Here is a 25,938-nt window from a genome sequence, read left to right as displayed (position 1 = left end):
CCTTTGCGGTGCGGCTTATTTCATGAGCTTCTGCAGCGTCGCCACCAGCTCGTCGATCACCTCATCCTTGCCGTCGCGGATGTCCTCGACGACGCAGGTGCGGATGTGACTGGCCAGCAGCTCCTTATTGAATGCGTTGAGCGCCGCGCCCGCCGCCGCCGACTGCACGAGAATGTCCGGGCAGTAGGCGTCGTTTTCGACCATGCCGCGGATGCCGCGGATCTGGCCCTCGATGCGGTTGAGCCGGTGGATGAGCCGCTTGTATTCCTCCGGCGAGCGCTCCTTTTTGCGCTGCGAACAGCCGCAGCAGCACGTTTTTTTCTCATCGTCCATATATTCGTACCTCATTGTTTCCCGTATACCCCTTGGGGGTATTTTTGAATATATACCCCCCGAGGGTATTTGTCAAGCGAAAATGCGCATGTTCTTGACAGCGGGCGCGCGCGATCTGCTCGATTCCGCCGGCTACCAGAACGTCAAGGGCGGCTGGCCGGTGCAGGCGTCCGACCGCATCGAGGCCGTGCTCGAGGCCGTCGGCCTGCGCGGATAAGTTGCAGGCAGAAAACCGCCACGCCCCTGCGCGCCGGAATGGCGCGCAGGGGCGTGGTTTTTATTTTGCTGCCGGTGCTCAGCCGTGGTAGTCGCCGGTCGCGGAATCGACCGTGACGTAGGGCACGACTTTGCCGTCGAGCTTCACATAGACCTGATAGATGCCGTTTCCGAGATCCTCGTAGTGGTCGGGCGTGACGCCGTAGTCTTCGAGCAGGCTCCGTTCAAACTCGGCCTTCCAGCCGTCGCTGCCGGCGTCTTTTCCGGCGGCGGGCGTCGGTGTCGCGGCCGGGGCGGCGATGACGGGCGTCTCAACGGCCGGGGCCGCAGGCGTCTGTGCGGGATCGGATGCGGCGGCGGTCTGCCTGCCGCAGGCAGTCAGCGCCAGCAGGAGCACGGCGGTCAGCAGCGCGGCCGCGTGTTTGCGGTGGGTCATGGGCAGTCCCTCCTTGGTGATGGTGTTTTCGGTGTTTTCGCAGGCATTTTACATCAAAATTCGCAGAAATACCACCCTGGGGTGCAAAATTCAGATGTGAATGTTGCGCCCGCCGGTCATTCTTTCAGCGTTCGGACGGAAAACGGGCAGGCGCAGGTCATGCGGTACCAGAATTCCGGCGCGGTTTTTGCCGGATCGTCCGCCGCTGCGATGACATCGGTCCCGTCCTCGATGATGTTCTGGAAGAAAAACGCGCAGACTCTCTGCCACTGCTCCGTGCCGCAGACAAACGCCTCGAGATCCTCCACGACCAGAAGGTCGGCGTTTCCGCACAGCGACCCCGCCGTATCGTCGAGCGCCCCGGACGGTGTGGCGCACCGGCTGCGCAGCTGCGCGCCGCCGGTGCGCACGACGTGCGCGTGGTCGAGCCGGTCCGCGAGCTCGGCGGCGAACTGTGCACGGTCCGCCATGCTGAGCACCAGCAGGGAACAGGGCAGCGCCTGACGCGCTTGCGTGCGGCGCAGCAGGCAGCGCCGCCGCAGTGCCGCGAACGCCTTCCGGCAGAGCGACAGGAACTGCTGCAGGCTGTATGTTCCGGCCAGAACGCACAGCAGAAAGGTACCGGCCCACGGGAGCACATACCGGAAGATGCCGATGCCGCCGCGGTAAGTCAGGTCTGTGCGCACGAGGTTTTCATACATATGCGGCACGTGTACCCAGCCGCTGTCCAGCTGGCAGAGCATGTGCAGCTCGTTGTTGTGCAGGCAGACCAGCGCCGTGGCGATCAGCGCAAAGACCGCCGCCGGCAGCCAGCGGAGCCGGGGGGTGCGGATGCGCGCCAGCAGCCTGCCGCAGCCGTATGCCGTCAGAGGGAAAAACAGGGCATAACCGGCCAGCTTCAGGAAGCGGAACGCGGGCGGCCGGCCGGGATACGGGCCGATATCGAACAGCGCGCGATAACCGGGCAGCAGCGGCAGAAGCAGCAGCGCCGCGTCCAGACAGATCAGCAGGATCAGAAATATGGTATGCCATGTTTTTTTCATGTCTCGAGTCCCCTCCCTTTTGCGGATTTTGTTCCATGATAGCATAAAAAGGCAGCCGGAGGAAACGAACGATAGACGCCCGCGGGCAGAACGCCTGCGGCGGGCGGATTTTTTGCGCTTGACAGGGCCTCCGTCGCAGGATATTCTGTCAGCAGAACGGAGGGAACGCACCAGATGAGACAACGAATTCCAGTAACGCCTGTTCCGGAGCGCCCGCCGGACGTAGAGGCGTTTTTTTCATTCAATGACGTTCGGAAAAGCCCCGCCCGTGACGGGTATCGCCCGGCGCATCGGCTGACCGATACCTGTCTGACGACCGGCGTTCACTATTATTATGATGTGGGCTCCGTGCCGCCGGGCGCGTCGGCCCGCGGAACGATCACGTTCCTTTCTCCCGAGGCGTATCCGCATTGCCTGTGGGTCGGAAAACGGATCCCGATGCAGGAAGGCGCGCATGTGGTGGGGTATGCGGTGATCACGCGCATCGACAACCCGCTCCTGCAGGCGGAAAAGCCGGAAGCGCGAGCGTCAGTCGTGGCTTCCCCCGATCACAACGACGGCAGAAAGCCGCGGTGATGACATGCGCGGAAAACAGAGTTCAAAAATCAGTCTGAAAAAGCGGCTGCTCAAACGGCGGCAGGCGCTGACTAGGCGCTGGGACAAGCAAAGCACGCGCCGTCATCTGCCGCTGTACCTGCTGCTTCTTTGCAAAACGTAAAAAACACCGCCGCAGGGTTTTCCCTGCGGCGGTGTTTTTCTGCCCGCGTGCGAATAAAACAAAAAATTGAATGAATAAATACTAATGAGCGCCGTTTCTCCTCAATTGCCCGCAAAGCTGGAAAAACGCTGGAATATATGGGTTTTCAGACCTATAATAAGCGCATATAACCGTATCCAAAATAATTCATGTATGAATATGCTAATAATACGACGAATAATGAAATTAAATTCACCAAAAACCTTGTGTGCTTTGTCAATTGAAAAACTTACATTTCAGACGTAAACTGCACATAAGATTTTTTCCGTCTGCGGCGCACTCCTGCTGCTCCGGCGGTGAAGAATCCAATCTCATACAGAAAGAAGGCTTATCATGAAGAGGAGAATCTTGACTCTGCTGCTGACGCTGGTCATGGTGCTGTCGCTTCTGCCCGGCACGGCGCTCGCCGTGAACGACAGCAGCGCACCCGCCGTGACGTATGCCGATCTGGCAGACATCAACGGTACTGCGCTCGTCCCTGACGGCGCAGGCGAAAACACGGAACTGACCGTAGCGGACGCAGTGCGTGCACTGCTGCTGTGGACGGGCATGACCGAGCAGCAGCTCGGCTCGTTCCCGGATGACTATCTGGCTCAGGCCCGCAGCATGGGCATGATCGACACGGACACCGACGCCGACGCGCCCTGCACGCTCGCGGCTTACCGCCAGATGAAGGCGGTCGCCGACCAGATGTATGACGCGCTGCACGCCGACAAGCTGCAGCCGCTGTACATGAACGGTATGGCGCAGCCCATCTTCCCCTACACGACCGGCGAGGTCACGGAGGGCTACAGCAACGACGAGAGCGACATCATCCGCTACTGCGTCTATGTCGAGACCAACTACGACACCGACGACGACGGCAAGCTCGACCTCGTCAAGGCGCTCGTGCAGATCCCGCGCGCAGCGATGGAGGGCAACTACAAGGCGGCCACCATCTACGAGGCGCGCCCGTACATCACCGGCTGCAACGAGAGCATGAACCCCGGCAAGAACCTCGGCAGCGAGAGCTATGACATCTCCAAGCTCTACAGCCAGCCGGACAAGCGCGTGCCCGCCGGCACCGCCACGACCGCGGACGCGGCAGCTGCTGCCGACAGTGCCGACTGGTACTACTGGAACCCGTATGAGCAGATGTACGACTACGAGGACCTCAACTGGTATGACTACTATCTTGTGCGCGGCTTTGCCGTGGTCGAGTGCGGCGGTCTGGGCACGAAGGGCTCCGACGGCTTTGAGACCTGCGGCACCGATCTGGAGATCGATGCGTTCAAGTGCGTGATCGAATGGCTGCACGGCGACCGCGTGGCCTACACCGACAAGACCAGCAACGTCGCCATCTCGGCCGACTGGTCGAGCGGCAAGATCGGCATGACCGGCCGCTCCTACGCCGGCACGACGCAGTTCGGTCTGGCAACGACCGGCGTCGCCGGCCTTGAGACCATCGTCCCCGTCGCCGGCATCGCGAGCTGGTATGAGTACACCAACTCTCAGGGCATCTCCACCAACAGCCTCGTCAACTACTCCGAGCGGCTCGGCTGGTACTGCAACGGCCGCTACCTCGATCCGGACGACTACGCGACCATCGCCGAAAAGTACGGCAACTACATGTACCAGATCCAGCAGGATCAGCTCAAGAGCAACGGCGACTACTCCGAGCACTGGGCGACCCGCGACTACACGCTTGACGCGGAAAACATCAAGTGCCCGGCGCTGATCGTGCACGGCCTCAACGACGACAACGTGCGCACGAAGGAATTTGACCTCATGTATCAGGCCTATCAGAAGGCCGGCGTGAACGTTAAGCTCCTGCTGCATCAGGATGCGCACCTGACCCCGAGCTACCCCGCCGGCAACCTCGAGTTCTACATTGACGGCGAGAGCTACAACAACGTCCTCAACCGCTGGTTCAGCCACTACCTGTGCGGCGTGGAAAACGGCGCCGAGAACATGGCCGCCGTCACCGCGCAGAGCAATGTCGACGCCTCCGTCTGGAACACCTATGACAGCTGGACGACCGACGAGAGCATTGCCCTCTCCAACGCCGACGACACCGGCACGACCACCATCAACAGCGACTACGCCACGCAGGGCATCAACCGCAGAAACTGGCGTGACGCGCTGACCGCCGGCTCCACCGACGTGAGCGCCATGTACACCATGGATGTCGACGCCGACACCGTCATCAAGGGCAGCGTGGCCGTGAGCTTCACCGCCAGCGCTGATAACTATGACGCGCCGGAGACGACCAGCCCGCGCGGCACCGTCGACCACGACAACTATGTCGGCGAAGAGACGAACGCCCTTGACCACGACAACTACGTTGGCGCGGCGAGCGCTGACGGCGCTGTGACCGTGTCCCTGCCGGACGGCGCCGATCTGATCGACCGCGACGCGCTCATGGTCAGCGCCATGCTCGTCGACATCGCGCCCGAGGGCACGACGTTCCCGGCCTACAACACGCAGGGCAGCTATGTGCCCAAGACCATCACCGCCGGCGGCGCGTGGATGGGCGGCGGCCTGAACAACTATGACTACGCCGAGCTCAACGCCACCGACGTCAGCTACAAGATCATTGCGCGCGGCTGGATGGACCTCTGCAACCCCGGCGCTGGCTATGACTCCGCCTCCGCCGGCACGAAGGTCGCCCTCAAGGTCGGCGAGAACCACGACTACACCATCTACCTGCAGCCGAACCTCTACACCGTCAAGGAAGGCCACAAGCTCGCACTCGTGATCTACACCTATGAGCCGGGCAAGGCCAACTACAGCCAGGACTACCAGATCACGCTCGAAAACGCTTCCGTCAGCGCGGAGATCCCCGTTGATAAGATCCCGGCCGTTCCGGCGCTTCCGTTCACGGACGTCCCCGCAGACACCGAGCTCTACGCCGCTGTGAAGTGGGCCTACTTCAGCGCCCCGCAGATCACGGTCGGCGTGACCGAGACCACCTTTGCCCCCGCCAGCACCTGCACCCGTGCCGAGGTTGTCACCTTCCTGTACCGTCTGGCCGGTGAGCCGGATGTGTCCGGCACGGCGCTTCCGTTCACGGATGTGGCCGAGGATGCCTACTATACCGACGCGGTGAAGTGGGCGGCAGCCAACGGCGTGACCGCCGGCACGAGCGCCACCACCTTCAGCCCGAACGACACATGCACGCGCGCACAGGCCGTCACGCTGCTGTATAACGCAGCCGGCGCACCGGCCGTGAGCGACACGGTGAGCTTCGCGGATGTGGCGGCAGACGCCTACTACGCCGATGCTGTTGCATGGGCGGCAGCCAACGGCGTGACCGTCGGCACGAGCGCCACCACCTTCAGCCCGGACGACGCATGCACGCGCGGCCAGATCGTGTGCATGCTCTACCGCGGCGACACGCAGGCCTGAGCAAGACACAGAAAATCACCCCAAAAAGCGGCAGCGCCCATTGCGAATGCAATGGGCGCTGGTTTTTTGTACAGACGGCTTGCCGTTTGAGGATCACGCCGGAAGCTCTCTTGCGCGCTGCGGCGCGTGTTTGACAACATCCTGAGCAACGCCGCCAAATATTCCGCCGGCGACCTGACCGTCACGCTGACGCCGGACGGCGCGGTCACGTTCGCCAATCATGCGCCAAACCTCAGCTGCGTACAGGCAAACCAGCTCGTCGACCGCTTTTTCACCGTCGAGACGGCGCGCGCTCGGCCGGGCGGGGGAGCGGGGGAGCGGGGGAGCGGCGCCGCGGCCCGCCGGTCCCCGGCATCCGCCGCGGCGGGGAAAGCGCCGGAAACCTTGCGCCGGGTGACAGTTTTTGACCCGGAAGTTGCGTTTTGCCGGACAGTTTTGCGGGAAAACCCGGCGCCGCTTGACAATATCCACCGGCTTTATGCTATAATGACTCTCCTGCTTTGCGGCTGCGGCCGCAGCGGGAACGATCCGTTATGCTGAAAATCCATAAGGAGGTCAGAAATGACGAAATACAATCAGGTCACGCCGGAGATCGCCGCGCAGCTTCAGGCCATCGTGGGCGCGAAGCGCTTTTTCGCAGGCGACGCGGTGAAGGACGACTTCAGCCACGACGAAATGCCCATTTACGGCAAGTATTACCCCGAGGTGGTCTGCGAGGCCGAGAGCACCGAGGAAGTGTCCGCAATTCTGCGCGTGTGCTATGACAACAACATCCCCGTCACGCCGCGCGGCGCGGGCACGGGCCTCGTCGGTGGATGCGTGCCGCTGTGCGGCGGCGTGGTGCTGTGCACGACGCGCATGAACAAGATCCTCTCCTATGACATGAACAACCTCGTCGTGCACATCCAGCCCGGCGTGCTGCTGTGCGACCTCGCGGCCGACGCGCTCACGCACGGCCTGATGTACCCGCCCGACCCGGGCGAAAAGACCGCGACCGTGGGCGGCAACGTGTCCACGAACGCGGGCGGCATGCGCGCCGTGAAGTACGGCGTCACGCGCGACTATGTGCTGGCCATGACTGTGGTGCTGCCCGACGGCAGAGTCATGGAGCTCGGCAAGACCGTGTGCAAGACCAGCTCCGGCTACAGCCTGCTGCACCTGATGATCGGCTCGGAGGGCACGCTTGGCGTCATCACGGAGCTGACGCTCAAGCTCATCCCGAAGCCGGAAATGAACGTGAGCCTCATCCTCCCGTTTGCCGACGTGGAGACCGCCATCGCCTCCGTGCCGAAGATCAAGCTGGCCAACCTCGACCCGCAGTCGATCGAGTTCATGGAGCGCGACATCGTCGATTCCTCGGCGGCATTCACCGGCAACACCATCTTCCCCACGGTCGTGGACGGCAAAGAGGCGGGCGCGTACATCCTCGTCACCCTCGTCGGCGACAGCGAGGCCGAACTGACCGCGAAGATGGACCGCCTCGGCGCGCTTGCCGAGCAGTGCGGCGCGTACGACACGCTCGTCGTCTGGACCGACGGCTTGAAAAAGGACGTCTGGGCCGCGCGCAGCGCGTTCCTGACCGTCATCGAGGCGGACACGAAGCTGCTCGACGAGATGGACGTCGTCGTGCCGGTCGACCGCATCGCGGAGTTTCTCGTCTACACCCGCGCCACCGGCAAGGCGGAGGGCATCACCATCCGCAACTTCGGCCACGCGGGCGACGGCAACCTGCACATCTACTGCTGCGCCAACGACATGGCGCTCGACGAGTTCAAGCGCCGCAGCAAGGCCGTCATGGACAAATGCTATGCCAAGTGCATCGAGTTCGGCGGGCAGGTCTCCGGCGAGCACGCCATCGGCCACGCAAAGAAGCAGTACCTGGTGGAGTCCGCCGGCGAGACGGCGTTCGGGCTCATGCAGGCGATCAAGCAGGTGTTTGACCCCAAGGGCATCCTCAACCCCGGCAAGGTCTGCACCAATGTGGAGGAGGGCTGAAGCATGCTGAATATTCTTGTTTGCGTCAAGCAGGTGCCCGACATCAACCTCGTGAAGATGGACCCCGTCACGGGCAGCCTGATCCGCGCGGGCGTGCCGGCGATCCTCAATCCGCTGGACGCCAACGCGCTTGAGGCGGCCGTACGCGTCAAGGAGGCGCACGGCGGCACGGTCACCGTCATCACGATGGGGCCGGACATGGCCAAGGAGGCGCTGCGCGAGTGCCTCGCCGCGGGCGCGGACCGCGCCGTGCTGCTGTCTGACCGCGCGTTTGCCAACGCCGACACCCTCGCCACGAGCTACGTCATTGCGAGCGCGGCAAAGCTGCTCGGTGCGTTTGACCTCATCTTCTGCGGCAAGGAGTCGCTCGACGGCGCGACCGGGCAGATGGGCTCGCAGCTGGCCGAGCGCTTCGGCGCGAGCCAGATCTCCTCGACGGCGAAGATCGTCGAGGTGGACACGGCCGCGCACACCATCACGGCCGAGCGCGACCTCGAGCGCGGCACGGAGGTGCTGCGCGCGAAGTATCCCTGCCTGCTCACGGTCGAGAAGGCGAACTTCCGCCCCCGCATCCCGAACCTGAAGCGCTGGAAGGCCTCGCGCACCGCGCCCATTGCGGTCTACAGCGCGGCCACCATCCCGGGGCTCGACTCCGCGCAGATCGGCGACCCCGGCTCGCCCACGAAAGTGCCGCGCACCTACCCGCCGGAGGTCGGCGCGAAGGGCAGCATGATCGACGAGGGCAGCACGGAAAAGAACGTGGACCGGCTCTTCGAGCGGATCGCGGACGTGCTTTGAGGAGGTGCAGGCAGTGAATAAGACAGATTACAAAGACATGTGGGTCTTCATCGAGCGCGACGGCGACAGCGTGCTGCCGGTCTCGCTCGAGCTGTGCTCGGAAACGCGCAAGCTCTGCGATGCGAGCGGCGAGAAACTCGTCGCGGTCATCGTCGGCAGCATCTCGGACGGCGAGCTGCAGCGCGTGCTCGACTGCGGCGTGGACAAGGTCATCCACGTGACCGGCACGGGCTATGACTACTTCAATAACGATGCGTACACCAACCTCTTCACCGTCCTGTGCCGGAAGTACCGGCCCACGGCGGTCATGGTCGGCGGCACGATCAACGGGCGCGACTTTGCGCCGCGCTTCGCCGCGCGCCTCGGCACCGGCTGCACTTCGGACGCGACCGAGCTCGTCTGGGATCCCAAGACGACGGACATCGAGTTCGTTGAGCCTGCTGTCGGCGGCAAGATGATGGCCGTCATCACCGTTCCGGTGGCGCGCCCGCAGGTCGGCACGATCCGCCCGGGCACGTTCAAGTGTGTGCCCTGCGGCGCGCGTGCGCACGAGGTCACCGAGGAGCACATCGACTTCCCGGTCGCGGACATCCGCACCGAGATTCTCGATTTCCGCGCCGACGATCTCGACGAGAGCCTGAACATCGCGGACGCGGACGTGATCGTCTGCGTCGGCAACGCGATCAAGGGGGCGGACGCCCTGCCGCGCTACCGCCGCCTGGCCGAGCGCCTCGGCGGCAAGGTCGCCTGCACGCGTCCGGTGTTTGACCGCGGCGTGCTGCCGTTCAAGCTCGTCATCGGGCAGTCCGGCGCCGTGGTCAAGCCGAAGCTGCTGCTGTCGTTCGGCGTGTCGGGCGCGGTCAACCACGTCACGGGCTTTTCGGACGCGGACGTGGTCGTCGCCGTGAACACCGATCCCGAGGCGGCGATCTTCAACTACTGCACCTACGGCATCGTCGGCGACATGGACGAGGTCTGCGAGGCCATGCTCGCAAAGCTCGGCGAGTGAGCCGGGGCAAACATGCAAAAAAGCACCCGAGAGGGTGCTTTTTTGCGTGTTGCCCACCGTGTCGTAGGCGTCATAGTCCAGCAGGTAGTGCTGCCGGAAGCCCGTCCGGCGCAAAGGATATCGGTATGCAGCCGATGAGCGCGTCGGACGCAGCATCTTCAAAGATCCGGGCTGGGCAAAGGGCATACCATAAAACAAAAAGCAAAAAAGGACCTGGCATATGCAAGGTCCTTTTTTCTGGCACCCCCGGCTGGATTCGAACCAGTGGCCTGCCGCTTAGGAGGCGGCCGCTCTATCCAACTGAGCTACGGGGGCACAACAGCGTTATTTTAGCGCAAAGGGCGGCGGGTGTCAATGACCGGCGGCGGAAACGGGCCGCACGGTTGCGCGCGGCGGGAAATCATGGTATGATAAACAGACTGCGCAAAGGAGGTAGCCCCATGCGTCTCATCCGCGAGGAAAAAACCTTCATCCGGGAGGCCGTTTTGCTCATGCTCCCGATGATCTTGCAAAATTTTGTGACGTTTTCCATGTCCATGGCCGACACGTTCATGGTCGGCGTGCTCGGCGAGACGGCGCTCGCCGCCGTGACGATGGCCAACAGTCCGTTTTACGTCATGCAGCTGATGATCTTCGGCGTGCAGAGCGGCATGAGCGTGCTCGTGGCGCAGTACCACGGCCGCGGCGATCAGGAGGCCATCAACCGCGTGATGGGCATCGCGCTGTTCGTGTCCACGACGATCACGGGCCTGCTCGCCATCACGGCGTTCTGCATCCCGGAGCAGATCATGCGCGTGCTCACCAACAATGCCGACCTCGTCGCGCCCGGCGCGGCGTACACGCGCTACGTCGGCTTTTCGTATTTCTTCTCCGCCATCAGCGGCGTGTACATCGCCGCCCAGCGCAGCACGGAAAATCCCCGCCTCGGCGCCGTGCTGCTCACCGTGTCCGGCGCGCTGAACATCTTCCTCAACTGGGTGCTCATCTACGGCAAGCTCGGCGCGCCCATGCTCGGCTGCGCGGGCGCGGCCGTCGCCACGCTCATCAGCCGCGCGTTCGAGGTCGCGGTGCTGTGCGTGTATGCCGCCGTCAGCCGCCGGCTGCCGCTCATGCCGCGCGCGCTGCTGCACCCCGGCCGCGTGATCGCAAAGGACTTCGCCAAATACGCCCTGCCCGTCGTGTGCAACGAGTGCCTGTGGTCGCTCGCGTTTTCGCTCTACACGGTCATCATGGGGCATATGGCGGACAACACGCCCATCCTCTCGGCCTACACCATCGCCGGGAATCTGCAGCGCATGATGACCCCGGCGTCGTTCGCCGCGGGCGGCGCGGCCGCCGTGCTCATCGGGCGGGAGATCGGCCGCGGCAACCGCGGCAGCGTGCAGCGCAAGGCGTGGGTGCTCGACGCTCTGGCGCTCGTCGTCGGATTCGTGTGCATGGGCATCATCGCGCTCGTGCGCAATGTGCTGCTGCGGCCGTACATCCTGCCGCTGATGCACATGGAGGGCGAAGCGTGCGACATTGCGATGTATATGATGGGGATCTTGATGCTCGTGCAGCCGGTGTCGAGCGTGAGCCTGACGAACATCGTCGGCGTGCTGCGCGGCGGCGGCGACGTGCGCTATGCGATGCTGTGCGATGTCGGGCCGCTGTACGCCGTGTGCCTGCCGCTGGCGGCGCTCGCGGCGCTGGTGTGGAAGCTCGACATCCGGTATGTGTACCCGCTCATGTCGATCGATGTGATCGTGCAGATCTTTTTGTGTTTCCCGCGGCTGCGCTCCGGCAGGTGGATCCACGATGTGACCCGCGGCGCGGGGGAGCTGGAGGCGTGACGGGGGCATTGCCAAAGGCGATGCCGGATCTCATCCGAGGCGGGCCTTGCCCCCTCGGGCTCCCCTGCGGCTCAGACGCTCTTGGGATGGTGCGCCATTCGCTTCGTGAGGAGAAGGCGTTGCCAAAGGCGATGCCGGATCTCATCCGAGGCGGGCCTTGCCCCCTCGGGCTCCCCTGCGGCGCAAATGGCTTTGAAATGAGACCATTCTCTTGGCAAGCAGCAGCGCGCATCCCCGCGCAAAGCTGCAAAATCAATGCCCGAATATGCGAAAAAGGCTCGCCCAATCGGGCGAGCCTTGTTCGGTGCAATCATTGCAATTCACACAGCGCGGGTGACCTTGCCGCTGCGGAGGCAGCGGGTGCATGCGTAGACGTGCTGGGGTTTGCCGTCCACGATGGCCTTGACGCGCTTCACATTGGGTTTCCAAGTGCGGTTCGAGCGGCGGTGAGAGTGGCTCACTTTGATGCCGAAGCTCAAGCCCTTGTCGCAAAACTGACATTTTGCCATTGGTTGAAGCACCTCCTTCTCTATTGTCTGCGAGAACAGCTTTCTCATAATAGCAGAAACCCCGGCCGATTGCAAGATGATTTTCACATTTTCTGCGCATTTTCCGTTCCGCGGCCGGAAAAAATGCCTGGCACGCTGCAAAAGCCGTTGCCAAACGCCGCCGCTTTGGGTACAATGGGAAGCGGGGGAGCAGGTGCTCCGCCCGGACGAAACAACTTCGCCGCCGCACCGGCGGCTTTACCGGAAAGGAGGCGCGCACGATGGGCGCACCGCATTATACCGTCGCGCTGCAAAAGATCGCTGCCGAGCAGGGGCTGACCGTCCTGCACGCGGCCCAGGACTACGCCACGCGCGAGATCCGCACCGCCGACGTCAACCGCCCGGGGCTGCAGCTCGCCGGGTTTTACAACTACTTCGACCCCGAACGGATGCAGATCATCGGCCGCGTCGAGAGCACGTATCTCGAGACGCTGACCCCCGACCAGCGGCGCGAACGCTTTGAGCAGTTCATGCGCTACAACATCATCGGCCTCGTCATCTGCCACGGGATGGATCCGTTTCCCGAGTGTCTGGAGATGGCCGAAAAGTACGACCGCAACCTCTTTCTCGTGCGCAAGGACACGTCGGAGTTCATGGCCGACCTCATCGCCGCGCTCTCGAGCTATCTCGCCCCGCGTCTGACGCAGCACGGCGTGCTCGTCGAGGTGTTCGGCGAGGGCGTGCTCATCACGGGCGATAGCGGCGTGGGCAAGAGCGAGACGGCGCTCGAGCTCATCAAGCGCGGCCACCGCCTCGTCGCGGACGACGCCGTGGAGATCAAGCGCATCAACCGCACGACGCTCATGGGCTCCGCGCCCGAGATGATCCGCTACTACATGGAGCTGCGCGGCATCGGCGTGATCGACGCGCGGCAGATCTACGGCGTCGGCGCGGTCAAGCCCGAGACGCGCGTGGATCTCGTCGTGCAGCTCGAGCCGTGGGAGGACGGCCGGGCCTATGACCGGCTGGGCCTGACGACGGAATACTGCGAGATCCTCAACGTGCGCGTGCCGTGCGTGACGATCCCGGTCGGGCCGGGACGCAACCTCGCGGTCATCCTCGAGCTCGCCGCCATGAACAACCGCCAGAAGGGCATGGGCTACAACGCGGCGCAGAAGCTCGCCGACGAGCACGACCGCAGCATCGACCTCGGCATCGGGTTCTGACCCGGAAAGGAACAGGAAGTTATGACGAATCTCGACCCCATCGTCCGCGCGCTGCGCGAGCAGCTGCCGGAGCTGGAGCTTTTGGAATACGAACCGATGCGCGCGCACTGCTCGTTTCGCATCGGCGGGCCGGCGCGCGCGCTCGTGCGCCCCGCGTCCGCGGAGGAGACGGCGGCCGTCTGCCGCATCGTGCGCGGCGGCGGCGCGCAGCCGCTCCTCATCGGCAACGGCACGAACCTGCTGATCACCGACGGCGATGTTGACCGCATCGTCGTGCAGATGGGCGAGCGCATGGCGGACGTGGCGCGCACCGACGCGACGCACCTGCGCGCGGGCGCGGGCATCCCGCTCGCGCGGCTGGCGCAGGCGGCGCTGGGCTATGGGCTCGCGGGGCTGGAATTTGCCCACGGCATCCCCGGCTCGCTGGGCGGCGCGGTGTCGATGAACGCGGGCGCTTACGGCGGCGAGATGAAGGACGTCGTCGTCTCCACGCGCTATCTTGACCATGACCTGAACCTGTGCGAGGCAGAGGGCGCGGCGCATGATTTCGGCTACCGGCACAGCGTGTTTTCCGACACGGACTGCGTCGTGCTCGGCAGCACGCTCGCGCTCACGCCGGGCGACCCGGCGGAGATCCGGGCACGTATGCTCGACCTGAGCGAGCGCCGCCGCAGCCGCCAGCCGCTCGACCTGCCGAGCGCGGGCAGCACGTTCAAGCGCCCTGTTGGGGGCTACGCCGCTGCGCTCATCGACGCGGCCGGCCTCAAGGGCTATGCCGTCGGCGGCGCGCAGGTGAGTGAAAAGCACGCGGGCTTCGTTGTCAACCGCGGCGGGGCCACGTTTGACGATGTGCTGCGGCTCATGGATCACATCCGCAGCGAGGTGCTGCGCACGTCCGGCGTGGAGCTCGAGCCGGAAGTGAAGATCATCCGGGGGTGACGGGATGGAATTTCTGATCGTATCGGGCCTGTCCGGCGGCGGCAAGAGCCGCGCGGCCGACGTGCTGGAGGATCTGGACTTTTACTGCGTGGACAATATGCCCACGGCACTGCTGACGAAGTTTGCCGAGCTGTGCCTGGCCACGCGCGGACGGTATGAAAAGGTCGCGCTCGTGACGGACATCCGCAGTCAGGAGAGCTTTTCCGAGCTGTTTGCCGCGCTCGGGGAGCTTAAGAGCATGGGCGTGCACTACCGCATTCTGTTCGTCGAGGCGTCGGAGAGCGCCATCGTGCGCCGCTACAAGGAGTCGCGCCGGCCGCACCCGCTGCAGGCCGAGAGCGGCTGCTCCCTGCCCGAGGCCGTGCGCCGCGAGAGCGAGCTGCTCGCCCCCGTGCGCGAGCGCGCGGACTTCGTCATCAACACGACGGGCCTCACGCTCGCCATGCTGCAAAAGCGCATCTGCGAGTATTTTGCCGACGGCGGCACGCGGCGCGACATTCTCGTCAACGTCGTGTCCTTCGGCTTCAAGTACGGCATCCCGATCGACGCCGACCTCGTGTTCGACGTGCGCTTTCTGCCGAACCCGTTTTACGTCGAAAAGCTCCGCCCCATGAGCGGCATGGACGCCGAGGTGCAGGAATACGTCCTGCGCAGCGACGTGGCGAAAAATTTCCTCTCCAAGCTCACCGACATGGTCGATTTTCTCCTGCCGCAGTACGCCGCCGAGGGGCGCTATGCGCTCACGATCGGCATCGGCTGCACGGGCGGGCAGCACCGCAGCGTGGCCGTGGCCAAGGTACTGACGGACTACCTCGCCGCGCGCGACGCCAACGTCCGCCTGCGCAACCGGGACTTTCCCAAGACCTGACGGAGGCGCGCCATGTCCTTTGCATCCGAAGTGAAAAACGAGCTGTGCCGCGTGCCGGTCAGCCGCCACTGCTGCGCCGTGGCCGAGGCCTATGGCGTGCTGCTGTACTGCCACACGTTCACGACGCGGGAGATCCGCATCGTCACGGCGTGCGACGCCTTTGCCGAGCGGCTGCCGAAGCTGTTTCGCCGCGCGTTCGGCGCGCACTTTGCCCTGCCGGCCGGGGAAAAGGCCGGCGGCCGCCACGTGCTGACCATCACCGACCGCGCCGCCGTCGAGACGGTGTTCGCCGCCTTCGGCGCTGATCTCTCGCGCACGGTCGCGCACCACATCAACCTCGCCGTGCTCGAAAACGACTGCTGCAAGGCGTCGTTCCTGCGGGGGGCGTTTCTCGCGGGCGGCAGCGTGACCGCCCCGAGCAAGAACTACCACCTCGAGCTCATCACGGCGCACGCGAGCGTCAGCCGCGAGACGGCCGCCCTGCTCACGGAGCTGGGCTTTGCCGCGCGCAGCATCGACCGCGGCGCGAACACCGTGCTCTATTTCAAGAAGTCCGAGGCCATCGAGGACTTCCTGACCAAGATCGGCGCGCCCTGCGCCGCCATGGACATCATGTCCGCCAAGGTGGAGAAGTCCATGAACAACTCCATCAACCGCAAGGTCAACTGCGACACCGCCAACGCCGACAAGGTCGTCGCCGCGGCGCAGGAGCAGATCGACGCCATCCGCCGCATCGAGCGCGACTACGGGCTCGACGTGCTGCCGGAAAAGCTGCAGAGCGCGGCGCTGCTGCGCATTGCCAATCCCGAGGCCAGCCTGGCCGACCTCGCCACGCTCTCGTATCCGCCGGTGACGAAGAGCTGCCTGAACTACCGGCTGAAAAAACTCATGGAATTTCACATGGACGACTGAAAGGAACGCACGATGGGGTTTGCACACCTGCACGTACATAGTGAATACAGCCTGCTCGACGGCGCATGCCGCATCGGGCCGCTCATCGAGCGCGCCAAGGAGCTGGGCCAGACCGCGCTGGCGATCACCGACCACGGTGTCATGTACGGCGCGGTCGCTTTTTACAAGGCGGCGGTCGCTGCCGGCATCCGGCCGATCATCGGCTGCGAGGTCTATGTCGCCCCGCGCGGCATGACCGACCGCGTCCACGGCGTGGACGATGCTTACACGCACCTGATCCTGCTCTGCCGCGACGAGACGGGCTACCACAACCTGTGCTATCTCGTGTCGGCCGCGTTCGAGCGCGGGTTTTACGGCAAGCCGCGCATCGACTGGCCGCTGCTGCACAAACATGCAGACGGTCTCATCTGCCTGAGCGGCTGCGTGGCGGGCGACATTCCGCGCGCGGTGCTGCGGGGAGATTATGAGGCGGCCAAGGCACGCGCCATGGAGCTGCAGGAGCTCTTCGGTGAGGGGAACTTCTACCTTGAGCTGCAGAACCACCACATGACCGACGAGGCGCGCGTGCGTGCGGCGCTGCTGCGCATCCACCGCGAGACGGGCATCCCCCTCGCGGCGACGAACGACGTACACTATATTAAAAAACAGGACGCCTACGATCAGGACGTGCTGCTGTGCATCCAGACCGGGCAGACGCTCGACAGCCCGGACCGCCTGCGCTTCCCGAACGACGAGTTTTACCTCAAGAGCGAGGCCGAGATGCGCGCGCTCTTTGACGAATATCCCGACGCGGTGGAAAACACGCAGCGCATTGCTGACCGGTGTCATTTCGACTTCACGTTCGGCCACTACCACCTGCCGCGCTTTCTGCTGCCGGAGGGGGAGACGGACGCGGACGCCTATCTCACGAAGCTGTGCGCGCGCGGCTTTGCCAAACGCTACGGCGACCGGCCGGAGGTGCGAAAGCGGCTGGATTATGAGCTCAACATAATCCGGCGCATGGGCTTTGTGGACTACTTTCTCATCGTGAGCGATTTCATCGGCTACGCCAAGGCCCAGCACATCCCCGTCGGGCCGGGGCGCGGCAGCGCTGCCGGCAGCGTCGTGTCCTACTGCCTCGGCATCACGGACGTGGACCCCGTGCAGTATAACCTCTACTTCGAGCGCTTTCTCAACCCCGAGCGCGTAAGCATGCCGGATATCGACGTGGACTTCTGCGTGCAGCGGCGCGGGGAAGTGATCGACTACGTCATCCGCAAATACGGCGCCGACCACGTGGCGCAGATCGTCACGTTCGGCACGATGGCCGCGCGCGCGGCAGTGCGCGACGTCGGCCGGGTCATGAACATGACCTACGCCGAGGTGGACGCTGTGGCCAAGGCCATCCCCGGCGGCATCAACACCACGCTCGACGAGGCGCTGCAGCAGTCGCAGACGCTGCGCGCCATGTATGACGGGGACGACCGGCTGCACCAGCTCATCGACACGGCCCGCGCCATCGAGGGCATGCCGCGGCATGCGTCCACGCACGCGGCGGGCGTGGTCATCACGGAGCAGCCGGTGTACGCCTACGTGCCGCTGGCGAGCAACGACGGCGCGCTCGTGTGCCAGTTCCAGATGACGACGCTCGAGGAGCTGGGACTGCTGAAGATGGACTTTCTCGGCCTGCGCAACCTCACCGTGCTCGAGGACGCGGCGCGGCAGGTGCGCCGCCGCGAGCCGGGGTTCCAGGTCGAGCACATCCCGCTCGACGATAAGAAGACGTTTGACATGCTCGCCGCCGGGCGCACCGTCGGCGTGTTCCAGCTCGAGAGCGCGGGCATCACGGCCGTGTGCATGGGGCTGCGCCCGCGCAGCATCGAGGACATCACCGCCGTCATCGCGCTCTACCGCCCCGGGCCGATGGAGAGCATCCCGCGGTTTCTCGCCTGCTCGGCGCACCCGGAGCGCATCACCTACAAGCACCCCCTGCTCGAGCCGATCCTGTCCGTGACCTACGGCTGCATCGTCTATCAGGAGCAGGTCATCGAGATCTTCCGGCAGCTGGCCGGGTTCTCGCTCGGGCAGGCGGACATGATCCGCCGCGCCATGTCGAAGAAGAAAGAGGCCGTCATCACGGCCGAGCGCGCCGCGTTCGTGCACGGCGACCCGGAGCGGAATATCCCCGGTGCGGTGGCGCGCGGCGTGCCGGAGCGGACGGCAAACGAAATTTACGACGAGATCCTCGCCTTTGCAAGCTACGCCTTCAACAAGGCGCACGCCGTGTCCTACGCCATCGTGTCCTACCGCACGGCGTACATGAAGCGCAACTACCCGCACGAATACATGGCAGCGCTTTTGACCTCCGTGCTCGACAACACGCCGAAGGTCACGGAGTACATCGCCGAGTGCCGCGAGCTGGGCATCCGCCTGCTGCCGCCGGACATCAATGCGTCCGACGCCGACTTCACCGTCGAGGAGGGTGATCTGCGCTTCGGCCTTGTGGCCATCAAGGGCGTGGGGCGCGGACTCATCCAGGCGCTCATGCGCGAGCGGGAGATCGGCGGGCCGTTCACGGCGTTTGACGAGTTCTGCCGCCGCATGAACGGGCACGACCTCAACCGCCGCGCCGTCGAGAGCCTCATCCGCGCCGGGTGCTTCGACCGCATGGGCTACAAGCGCAAGGCGCTCATGCAGTCGGTTGACCGCGTGCTGGGCGGCGCGGCGAGCGAGAGCCGCATGAACCTCACCGGCCAGATGAACCTCTTCAGCGCGCCGGACGACGGGGGAGCGCCCGCCGACACGACGCAGCTCGTGCTGCCGGACGTGGAGGAGTTCACGCGCGCGGAGCTCATAGCCATGGAGCGCGAGACGACGGGGCTGTACCTCACCGGCCACCCGATGGACGACTACCGCGCGCTCGCGCAGCAGGCCAAGGCCGCGCCCATGGGCGACATTCTCGCGAGCTTCCACGCCCCGGCCACGGCCGCGCACCGCTACCGCGACGGGCAGCGCGTCGTGCTGGCCGGTATCTGCACCGCCAGCCGCGAGCGCGCCACGCGCAAGAACACCCGCATGGCCTACCTCCAGCTCGAGGACGACGGCGGCAGCATGGAGGTGCTCGTGTTTTCGCCCGCGCTCGACGCCTGCCGCGACCTGCTGGCGCAGGAAAACCCCGCGCTGTTTGTCGCCGGGCGCATCTCGACGCGGGATGAATCCGACCCGCAGCTCGTGGCGGACAAGGTCCTGCCGCTGACGGAGCAGGGGCTCGAGACCCTGCGCACGCCGCCGCGCCGCGACCCGCCGCCGCGGCCCGAGCCGCCGAAGCGTCACCGGCTCTGGGTGCGGCTGCCGGATAAGGACCACCCGGCCGTGAAGCGCATCGAGCTCATCCTCGAGATGTTCCCCGGCGACGAGCAGCTCGTGCTCGTGTTTGAGGACACGGGCCGGCGCGCCGCGGCCCGCTGCGTCGTGCACCCCGCGCTCGTCGAGGAGCTGCGCGAGCTGGCAGGGCCGGGCAACGTCGCCGTCACGGAGGAGAAAAGCCGTTGACGCGCCGGGTATTTTATGGTATCATGAACGTTAATTTATCTCCCGTCCGGATAGGCACCGGCCGGGGGAGGTATTCAGGAGTGTGATGATCCGCAATGGACGCTGGCCCTAAGCAGGATTTATGGAATATTTTGCCTGTTATCATCGTGCTGCTCCTTGGCGCGGCCTATTTCGCCGTCATGGAGACAGCGTTTGCATCCGCGAGCCGCATCCGGCTCAAAGCCGCCGCTGACCACGGCAACCGCCGCGCCGAGCAGGCGCTGTATGTGCTCGACCACTTCGATCAGGCGATCACGACGCTGCTGATCGGCACGAACATTCTGCACCTGACGATCGCAACGCTCGTGACCGTGGCCGTGCAGCGGCAGTGGGGCATGTGGGCCGTCACCGCCGGCACGCTCGTCACGACCGTGGTCGTGTTCTTCGCAGGCGAGATGCTGCCGAAGAGCATCGCCAAGAAATACGCCGAGCGGCTGGCCATGCGCACGGCGCGCTCGCTGCGGTTTTTCATGGTGCTCTTCAAGCCCCTGTCCGCCCTGCTCACCGCCTTCGGCAACGCCGTCGCCCGCCGCGTACAGAGCGAGCCCGCCGTGACCGTGACGGAGGATGAGCTGGCCGACATCATCGAGAACATGACCGACGACGGGGAGCTGACCGCCGAGCGCGGCGAGCTCATGAGCTCGGCCCTGTCGTTTGCCGACGTGCCGGTCGAGAGCGTCATCACGGCGCGCGTGGACGTCGCCGCCGTGGACGTGGACGATCCCCCGGAGGAGATCCTCGCCTACGTGCGCGAGCAGCGCCACAGCCGTCTGCCCGTGTATGCCGACAGCATTGACAATGTGATCGGCATCCTGCAGATCCGCAAATACATCAAGGCGTGCATTGCCGCCGGCGGCAAGGCCGTGGACGTGCGCCCCCTGCTCGACGAGCCCGTGTTCGTGCACCAGAGCACCCTCATCGCCGAGGTGCTGCCCGAGCTGAGCAGCCGCAAGGCAAACCTCGCCATCGTCACCGACAACTACGGCGGCACGCTCGGCATCGTGACCGTGGAGGACATCGTCGAGGAGCTCGTCGGCGAGATCTGGGACGAGGACGACGTGGTCGAGGAGTCGTTCGTGCCGCTCGGCGGCGGCCGCTACGAGGTCGATGCCGAGATGACCGTCGGCGAGGTGTTCGACCGGCTCGACTACACCGACCCCGAGGACGACGAGGAGCTGCGCTACAAGCTGCTCGGCGAGTGGACGTATGAGCAGTTTTCCTATATCCCGCGCGAGCGGGAGGGCTTCCGCTATCACCGGCTCGACGTGCGCATTTCCGACATGAAGCAAAAGCGCATCGTCAAGCTCGTCGTGCGCCTGCTGCCGGAGGAGACCGACGAGGCCGCCCCCGCGGACGCCGCCCCGGAGAAAGGGGGCGAGCCGGCATGAGCATCGTGTGGTATTTTGCCGCGCTCGTCGTGCTGATCGCGCTGTCGGCGTTCTTCTCCGCGTCGGAAATGTCGTATTCGTCGGCCAACCGCCTGCGGCTCGAAAACGCCGCCGAGGACGGCGACCGCCGCGCGAAAACGGCCGTCGGCATCCTCGACCACTTCGACCGCACCCTCAGCGCCATCCTCATCGGCAACAACCTCGTCAACATCGCGGCGTCGTCGCTCGGCTCCGTGATCGTCATCCTGCTCGCGGGCGAGCAGTGGACGTGGGTGTCCACCGTCGTGCTGACGCTGCTGGTCATCATCTTCGGCGAGACGATGCCGAAGATCGTCGCCAAGCAGAACGCCAACGGCATCGCCCTGCGCAATGCCTATATCATCCGCGCGCTGTCGGTCATCCTCTACCCCGTGATCTGGCTCGTCGTCGGGCTCGTGCACCTCATCACGCGCCCGCTGCACGGCGATGCCGGCGACGGCGATCCCGAGGAGGCCGCCTCGCAGGAGCTGCAGTCGATCATCGAGACGGCCGAGGACGAGGACGTGCTCGACGAGGACCGCAGCGAGCTGCTGCGCTCCGCGCTCGACTTTTCCGACGTCAGCGCGAGCGAGGCCATGACCGCCCGCGTCGACATGGTCGCCATCGACATCGACGACGACTGGGACGAGATCGTGCGCATCATCAACGATTCGTCGTATTCCCGCCTGCCGGTCTACTCCGGCAGCGTGGACAATATCATCGGTTTCCTGTACCTCAACCGCTTTTACAAGGCCATGATGGACGGCCGGCCGGACGATCTGCGCGCGCAGCTCATTCCGCCGTGCTTCGTCTACAAGACCACGCGCCTGCCCGACGTGCTGGCAAAGCTCCGCCGCGAGCAGAAGCACCTCGCCGTCGTCACGGACGAATACGGCGGCACGCTCGGTGTCATCACGATGGAGGACGTGCTCGAGGAGCTTGTCGGCGACATCTGGGACGAGAAGGACGTGGTGGAAAACGAGGTCGTCACGCGGCCCGACGGCGGCTATGAGCTCGACGGCGCCATGACGCTCTCGGACTTTCTCGAGCTGCTCGACTGGAACGAGGACGCCCTCGACGACGCCGACAGCACCACCGTCGGCGGCTGGACGCTCGAGCGCTTCGGCACGTTCCCGAAGGTGGGCGACAGCTTCCGGTACGAAAACCTCACCGTCACGGTCCTCGCCATGGACGGCCGCCGCGTCGAGCGCGTGCTCGTGCAGCCCGACCCGGACGCGGACAAGGACAAGGACGCATAACGCATTCCGGTCGATGATCCGGCCTGTGCAAATTTTGCACAGGCCGGATTTTTGCTTACTTGTGTGAGGCATCTTGTGCCCGGAGTGGGAAAATTTGCCCAAGCGGCGCAAGATGTGGCGATTTGTATCAGAAAACTGTTAGTGTGTGAAAGTTTTTGCACACGAACAGGCATAAAGTTTCATTTTTTCGCTTGAAATTTGCACAAATTGCAGGTATAATGAACGCATATTGAATCTTTGCAAGAGGAAAATTTCAAAAAGGAGAGAATCAACTATGAAGTTCAACAAAATCGTGGCGCTGGCGCTCGCCCTCGTCATGGTGTTTGCGCTGTGCGCCTGCGGCGGCGGCAATACCGACACCAAGACCGACGACACGGGTTCCGCTTCCAAGGTCGATACCAACACCGTCTCCGTCGGCGCGATCGTCATCGCCCGCGACGATGTCCCGACCGACGAGATCTATGCGTTCGTGTCCACCATCTTTGACAATCTCGACGCCATCACCGCTCAGCACGCCAAGGGCGCGGAGCTGAGCATCGAGGCTGCCGCCTCCGTCAAGGGCGTGCCGTATCACCCCGGCGCTGCCAAGTACTTTGAGGAGAAGGGCTTCAAGGTCGACGCGGTCAAGGAAGGCGCCGGCAACGGCACTGCTTCCGCGCTCAGCTTCGGCACCGGCGGCGAGTCCGGCACGTACTACGCCTTCGGCGGTGTGCTCGCTTCCTTCGTCTCCGGCAAGTCCGACTGCAAGGTCACGGCCCTCACCTCCGGCGGCTCTCAGGCCAACGTCGAGGATCTGACCAACGGCAACGTCCAGCTCGCGTTCGTGCAGAGCGACGTCATGAACTACGCCTACAACGGCCAGCGCCTGTTTGACAGCCCCGTCACCGGCTTCTCCGTCGTGGCTCAGCTGTATCAGGAGCAGGTGCAGATCGTCACCACCAACCCCGACATCAAGACCGTTGCCGACCTCGCCGGCAAGAAGGTTTCCATCGGTGCAGCCGGCTCGGGCGTGTACTTCAACGCCATTGACGTGCTCAGCGCTTACGACCTCAAGGAGTCTGACATCTCTGCCGTGTACCAGAGCTTCGGCGACAGCGCCGAGAGCCTGAAGGACGGCAAGATCGACGCCGCGTTCATCGTCGCCGGTGCGCCCACCACGGCCATCACCGACCTTGCCACCGCCGGCAGCGTCTACCTCGTCAGCCTCGACGACAGCCATGTGCAGTCCCTGCTGTCCGCGTCCCCGTACTACACCGCCGCCACCATCAAGGCCGGCACCTATTGATGCCCGAGGCGGTGATGCGCTGCATCCCGTAAACGTTCGCTACGGCGTCAGTACCCCTGACGCCGTAGCTTTTCCATCCTAACCGGAACGGAGGTTTCCCTCTATGTCTGACAACAAAAAGGCCGCGGACGCCGCGGCAAGCGCTTCGCTGCAGGAGGAAATGGACGCCGTCATGCGCAAGTATGACCGCGAATCCGCCACCCGCATCTGGGCGGGCAAGCCCAAGATCGTTATCTCCGTCGTCATGGCGCTGTTTTCAATCTACTGCATCTGGTCGACGCTGTTCAGCACGGCCGCGCTCGAGATCCGCCTGACCGCGTTCCTCGGGCTGATCGTCATCATGGGCTACCTGACCTACCCCGCCAGCAAGAAGCATGTGCACGCCAACCGCCTGCCGTGGTACGATATCGTCATCATGGTCATCGGCGCGGCTGCGTTTTTCTACTATTGCTTTAACTATTCCGTGCTCATCAAGACGCTCACCAGCGCCGCCAAGATGACGCCGTTTCTCATCGCCGTCGGCGTGGCCGGCATCCTCGTGCTGGCCGAGCTGTGCCGCCGCTGCGTCGGCCTGCCGATCCTCGTGGTCGTCGGCGCGCTGCTCGTGTACACGTTCGTGAGCATGCTCAACGCCGGGCAGACGTTCCAGCAGGTGCTCAGCCGCGTGATCTACACGCTCTTTTTCGGCACGTCCGGCGTGCTGAGCACGCCCGTGCAGGTGTGCGCGAAGTTCATCGCCGTGTTCATCATCTTCGGCGGCTTCCTTGAGCGAACCGGCATCGCCAGCTTCTTCATTGACGCAGCCAACGCCATCGCCGGCTGGACCTCCGGCGGCCCGGCCAAGGTCGCCGTTATCTCGTCCGCGCTGTGCGGCATGGTGTCCGGCTCGTCCGTCGGCAACACCGTCACCACCGGCTCGGTCACGATCCCGATGATGAAAAAGACCGGCTACAAGCCGGAGTTCGCCGGCGCCGTCGAGGCGGCGGCCTCCACCGGCGGCCAGATCATGCCGCCCATCATGGGCGCGGCCGCGTTCCTCATGGCCGAGTACATGGGCGTGACCTATGGTCAGGTCACACTCTGGGCGATCCTGCCCGCCGTGCTGTATTTCGGCGGCATCTTCATCTCCGTGCATCTCGAGGCCAAGAAGCTCGGCCTCAAGGGCATCCCGCGCTCGGAGCTGCCCCGCTTCAAGTACCTCATCCGCAACGTCTATCTGCTGCTGCCGCTTGTGTTCCTGATCTGGATGGTCACGGCGAACATCCGCTCGCTGCAGTTTTCCGCCGCGATCGCCATCCTGATCTCCATCGCCGTGAGCCTGGTCGGCACCATCTGTGACGCCTCGGCCGAGGTGCGGGAGACCAAGACCGGCAGCGTCGCCGGCATCACCGCCAAAAAGACCGGCCGCATGATCCTCGACTCGCTCGAGGCCGGCGGCAAGGGCAGCATCACTGTCGCCGTGGCCTGCGCCATGGCCGGCATGATCGCGGGCTGCATCACCGTCACGGGCCTGGCGTCCAAGCTCATCAGCGGCGTCATTGCGATCAGCAGCGCCATCCCGAACCCGACGCTCTCGCTGCTGCTGGCGCTCTTCCTGACGATGCTCTGCTGCATCGTGCTCGGCATGGGCGTGCCCACGACCGCCAACTACTGCATCATGGCCTCCACCTGCGCGCCGATCCTCATCACGCTCGGCATCCCGAAGGTCGCGGCCCACTTCTTCGTGTTCTACTTCGGCATCGTCGCCGATATCACGCCGCCGGTCGCGCTGGCGGCCTACGCCGGCTCCGCCATCGCCAAGTCCGACCCCATGAAGACCGGCATCAATGCCACGAAGCTCGCCATCGCGGCGTTCATCGTGCCGTACATCTTTGCGATGAACCCCTCCATGCTGCTCATGGATCAGGGCGTGCTCGCCGCCATTCAGGTCATCATCACGTCGTGCCTCGGCATCTTCGGCATCGCCGCCGCGCTCGAGGGCTATATCGTCACGCGCGCGCCCTGGTGGCAGCGCATCCTGCTCGCCGCCGGCGGCCTGTGCCTGATTGACCCGGAGTTCATGACCGACGTCGTCGGCGTCGCGGTCATCGTGGTCGTCATCGTGCTGCAGATCGTCCTGCGCAAGCACAGCAAGCCCGCCGCCGCGTAAAAAAACCGGAACCTTTCGCTCGGATGCACG

At 64.5% G+C, this 25,938-nt stretch carries 22 protein-coding genes and 1 tRNA gene; 18 read left to right on the top strand and 5 right to left on the bottom strand.

Annotation, left to right across the window (positions count from 1 at the left end; genetic code table 11):
• Positions 1-15 precede the first annotated feature (15 nt).
• Positions 16-333 (bottom strand): metal-sensing transcriptional repressor, encoded by a 318-nt coding sequence (locus OGM61_00940; protein ID UYI84664.1) that lies wholly within the window; start codon positions 331-333, stop codon positions 16-18.
• An 88-nt stretch (positions 334-421) separates the two neighbouring features.
• Here OGM61_00940 and OGM61_00935 point away from each other — a divergent pair, with 88 nt between their 5' ends.
• Positions 422-550, top strand: coding sequence for a hypothetical protein (locus tag OGM61_00935; GenBank protein UYI84663.1), 129 nt, complete (start codon positions 422-424; stop codon positions 548-550).
• Positions 551-628: 78 nt separating this feature from the next.
• Here OGM61_00935 and OGM61_00930 read toward each other — a convergent pair whose 3' ends face one another.
• Entirely contained in the window at positions 629-985 is a 357-nt protein-coding gene (locus tag OGM61_00930; protein ID UYI84662.1) for a hypothetical protein, read from the bottom strand.
• 116 nt (positions 986-1,101) lie between these two features.
• The gene (locus OGM61_00925) at positions 1,102-2,028 is read right to left on the bottom strand and encodes a hypothetical protein (protein ID UYI84661.1); all 927 of its coding nucleotides are present in this window, start codon (positions 2,026-2,028) and stop codon (positions 1,102-1,104) included.
• Positions 2,029-2,202: 174 nt separating this feature from the next.
• Between OGM61_00925 and OGM61_00920 the strand changes: the two genes are divergently transcribed.
• From OGM61_00920 to OGM61_00890, 7 genes are all read left to right on the top strand, one after another.
• Positions 2,203-2,604, top strand: a complete 402-nt coding sequence (locus OGM61_00920) for a hypothetical protein (protein ID UYI84660.1) — start codon at positions 2,203-2,205, stop codon at positions 2,602-2,604.
• 4 nt (positions 2,605-2,608) lie between these two features.
• Positions 2,609-2,746, top strand: a complete 138-nt coding sequence (locus OGM61_00915) for a hypothetical protein (protein ID UYI84659.1) — start codon at positions 2,609-2,611, stop codon at positions 2,744-2,746.
• A gap of 372 nt (positions 2,747-3,118) precedes the next feature.
• Positions 3,119-6,172, top strand: coding sequence for an S-layer homology domain-containing protein (locus OGM61_00910; protein UYI84658.1), 3,054 nt, complete (start codon positions 3,119-3,121; stop codon positions 6,170-6,172).
• 126 nt (positions 6,173-6,298) lie between these two features.
• Positions 6,299-6,712 carry a hypothetical protein gene (locus tag OGM61_00905; protein UYI84657.1) on the top strand — a complete coding sequence of 138 codons (414 nt, stop codon included), beginning with the start codon at positions 6,299-6,301 and terminating at the stop codon, positions 6,710-6,712.
• A gap of 21 nt (positions 6,713-6,733) precedes the next feature.
• Positions 6,734-8,167, top strand: a complete 1,434-nt coding sequence (locus OGM61_00900) for an FAD-binding oxidoreductase (GenBank protein ID UYI84656.1) — start codon at positions 6,734-6,736, stop codon at positions 8,165-8,167.
• A 3-nt stretch (positions 8,168-8,170) separates the two neighbouring features.
• Positions 8,171-8,965 carry an electron transfer flavoprotein subunit beta/FixA family protein gene (locus OGM61_00895; protein UYI84655.1) on the top strand — a complete coding sequence of 265 codons (795 nt, stop codon included), beginning with the start codon at positions 8,171-8,173 and terminating at the stop codon, positions 8,963-8,965.
• Positions 8,966-8,978: 13 nt separating this feature from the next.
• Positions 8,979-9,974 carry an electron transfer flavoprotein subunit alpha/FixB family protein gene (locus tag OGM61_00890; protein ID UYI84654.1) on the top strand — a complete coding sequence of 332 codons (996 nt, stop codon included), beginning with the start codon at positions 8,979-8,981 and terminating at the stop codon, positions 9,972-9,974.
• Between the two features lie 238 nt (positions 9,975-10,212).
• Here OGM61_00890 and OGM61_00885 read toward each other — a convergent pair.
• Positions 10,213-10,289: transfer RNA gene (locus OGM61_00885), tRNA-Arg, on the bottom strand.
• A gap of 125 nt (positions 10,290-10,414) precedes the next feature.
• Between OGM61_00885 and OGM61_00880 the strand changes: the two genes are divergently transcribed.
• Positions 10,415-11,806, top strand: a complete 1,392-nt coding sequence (locus OGM61_00880; GenBank protein ID UYI84653.1) for an MATE family efflux transporter — start codon at positions 10,415-10,417, stop codon at positions 11,804-11,806.
• A 320-nt stretch (positions 11,807-12,126) separates the two neighbouring features.
• On the opposite strand, the gene rpmB is transcribed toward OGM61_00880, so the two are convergent.
• On the bottom strand, positions 12,127-12,315 hold the full coding sequence (gene rpmB / locus OGM61_00875) for a 50S ribosomal protein L28 (protein UYI84652.1): 189 nt from the start codon (positions 12,313-12,315) through the stop codon (positions 12,127-12,129).
• Positions 12,316-12,575: 260 nt separating this feature from the next.
• Between rpmB and hprK the strand changes: the two genes are divergently transcribed.
• The 9 genes from hprK to OGM61_00830 all read left to right on the top strand — a co-directional run bounded on the left by hprK (position 12,576) and on the right by OGM61_00830 (position 25,908).
• Positions 12,576-13,520: an HPr(Ser) kinase/phosphatase gene (hprK, locus tag OGM61_00870; protein UYI84651.1), complete on the top strand. Its 945-nt coding sequence runs from the start codon at positions 12,576-12,578 to the stop codon at positions 13,518-13,520.
• Positions 13,521-13,541: 21 nt separating this feature from the next.
• Positions 13,542-14,459, top strand: coding sequence for a UDP-N-acetylmuramate dehydrogenase (gene murB / locus OGM61_00865; protein ID UYI84650.1), 918 nt, complete (start codon positions 13,542-13,544; stop codon positions 14,457-14,459).
• A 4-nt stretch (positions 14,460-14,463) separates the two neighbouring features.
• On the top strand, positions 14,464-15,327 hold the full coding sequence (gene rapZ / locus OGM61_00860; protein UYI84649.1) for an RNase adapter RapZ: 864 nt from the start codon (positions 14,464-14,466) through the stop codon (positions 15,325-15,327).
• Between the two features lie 12 nt (positions 15,328-15,339).
• The gene (whiA, locus tag OGM61_00855; GenBank protein UYI84648.1) at positions 15,340-16,239 is read left to right on the top strand and encodes a DNA-binding protein WhiA; all 900 of its coding nucleotides are present in this window, start codon (positions 15,340-15,342) and stop codon (positions 16,237-16,239) included.
• 12 nt (positions 16,240-16,251) lie between these two features.
• Positions 16,252-19,770 (top strand): DNA polymerase III subunit alpha, encoded by a 3,519-nt coding sequence (locus OGM61_00850; GenBank protein ID UYI84647.1) that lies wholly within the window; start codon positions 16,252-16,254, stop codon positions 19,768-19,770.
• A 131-nt stretch (positions 19,771-19,901) separates the two neighbouring features.
• Positions 19,902-21,197, top strand: coding sequence for a hemolysin family protein (locus OGM61_00845; GenBank protein ID UYI84646.1), 1,296 nt, complete (start codon positions 19,902-19,904; stop codon positions 21,195-21,197).
• On the top strand, positions 21,194-22,474 hold the full coding sequence (locus tag OGM61_00840; protein UYI84645.1) for a hemolysin family protein: 1,281 nt from the start codon (positions 21,194-21,196) through the stop codon (positions 22,472-22,474). The genes OGM61_00845 and OGM61_00840 overlap by 4 nt, the downstream gene beginning before the upstream one ends.
• Positions 22,475-22,748: 274 nt before the next feature.
• Entirely contained in the window at positions 22,749-23,759 is a 1,011-nt protein-coding gene (locus tag OGM61_00835) for a TAXI family TRAP transporter solute-binding subunit (protein ID UYI84644.1), read from the top strand.
• Between the two features lie 103 nt (positions 23,760-23,862).
• The gene (locus OGM61_00830) at positions 23,863-25,908 is read left to right on the top strand and encodes a TRAP transporter permease (GenBank protein UYI84643.1); all 2,046 of its coding nucleotides are present in this window, start codon (positions 23,863-23,865) and stop codon (positions 25,906-25,908) included.
• Positions 25,909-25,938: the final 30 nt, after the last annotated feature.

The organism is Clostridiales bacterium (genome assembly GCA_025757645.1).
GTDB lineage: Bacteria > Bacillota > Clostridia > Oscillospirales > Oscillospiraceae > CAG-103.
This window is presented reverse-complemented; position numbering and strand designations above follow the sequence as displayed.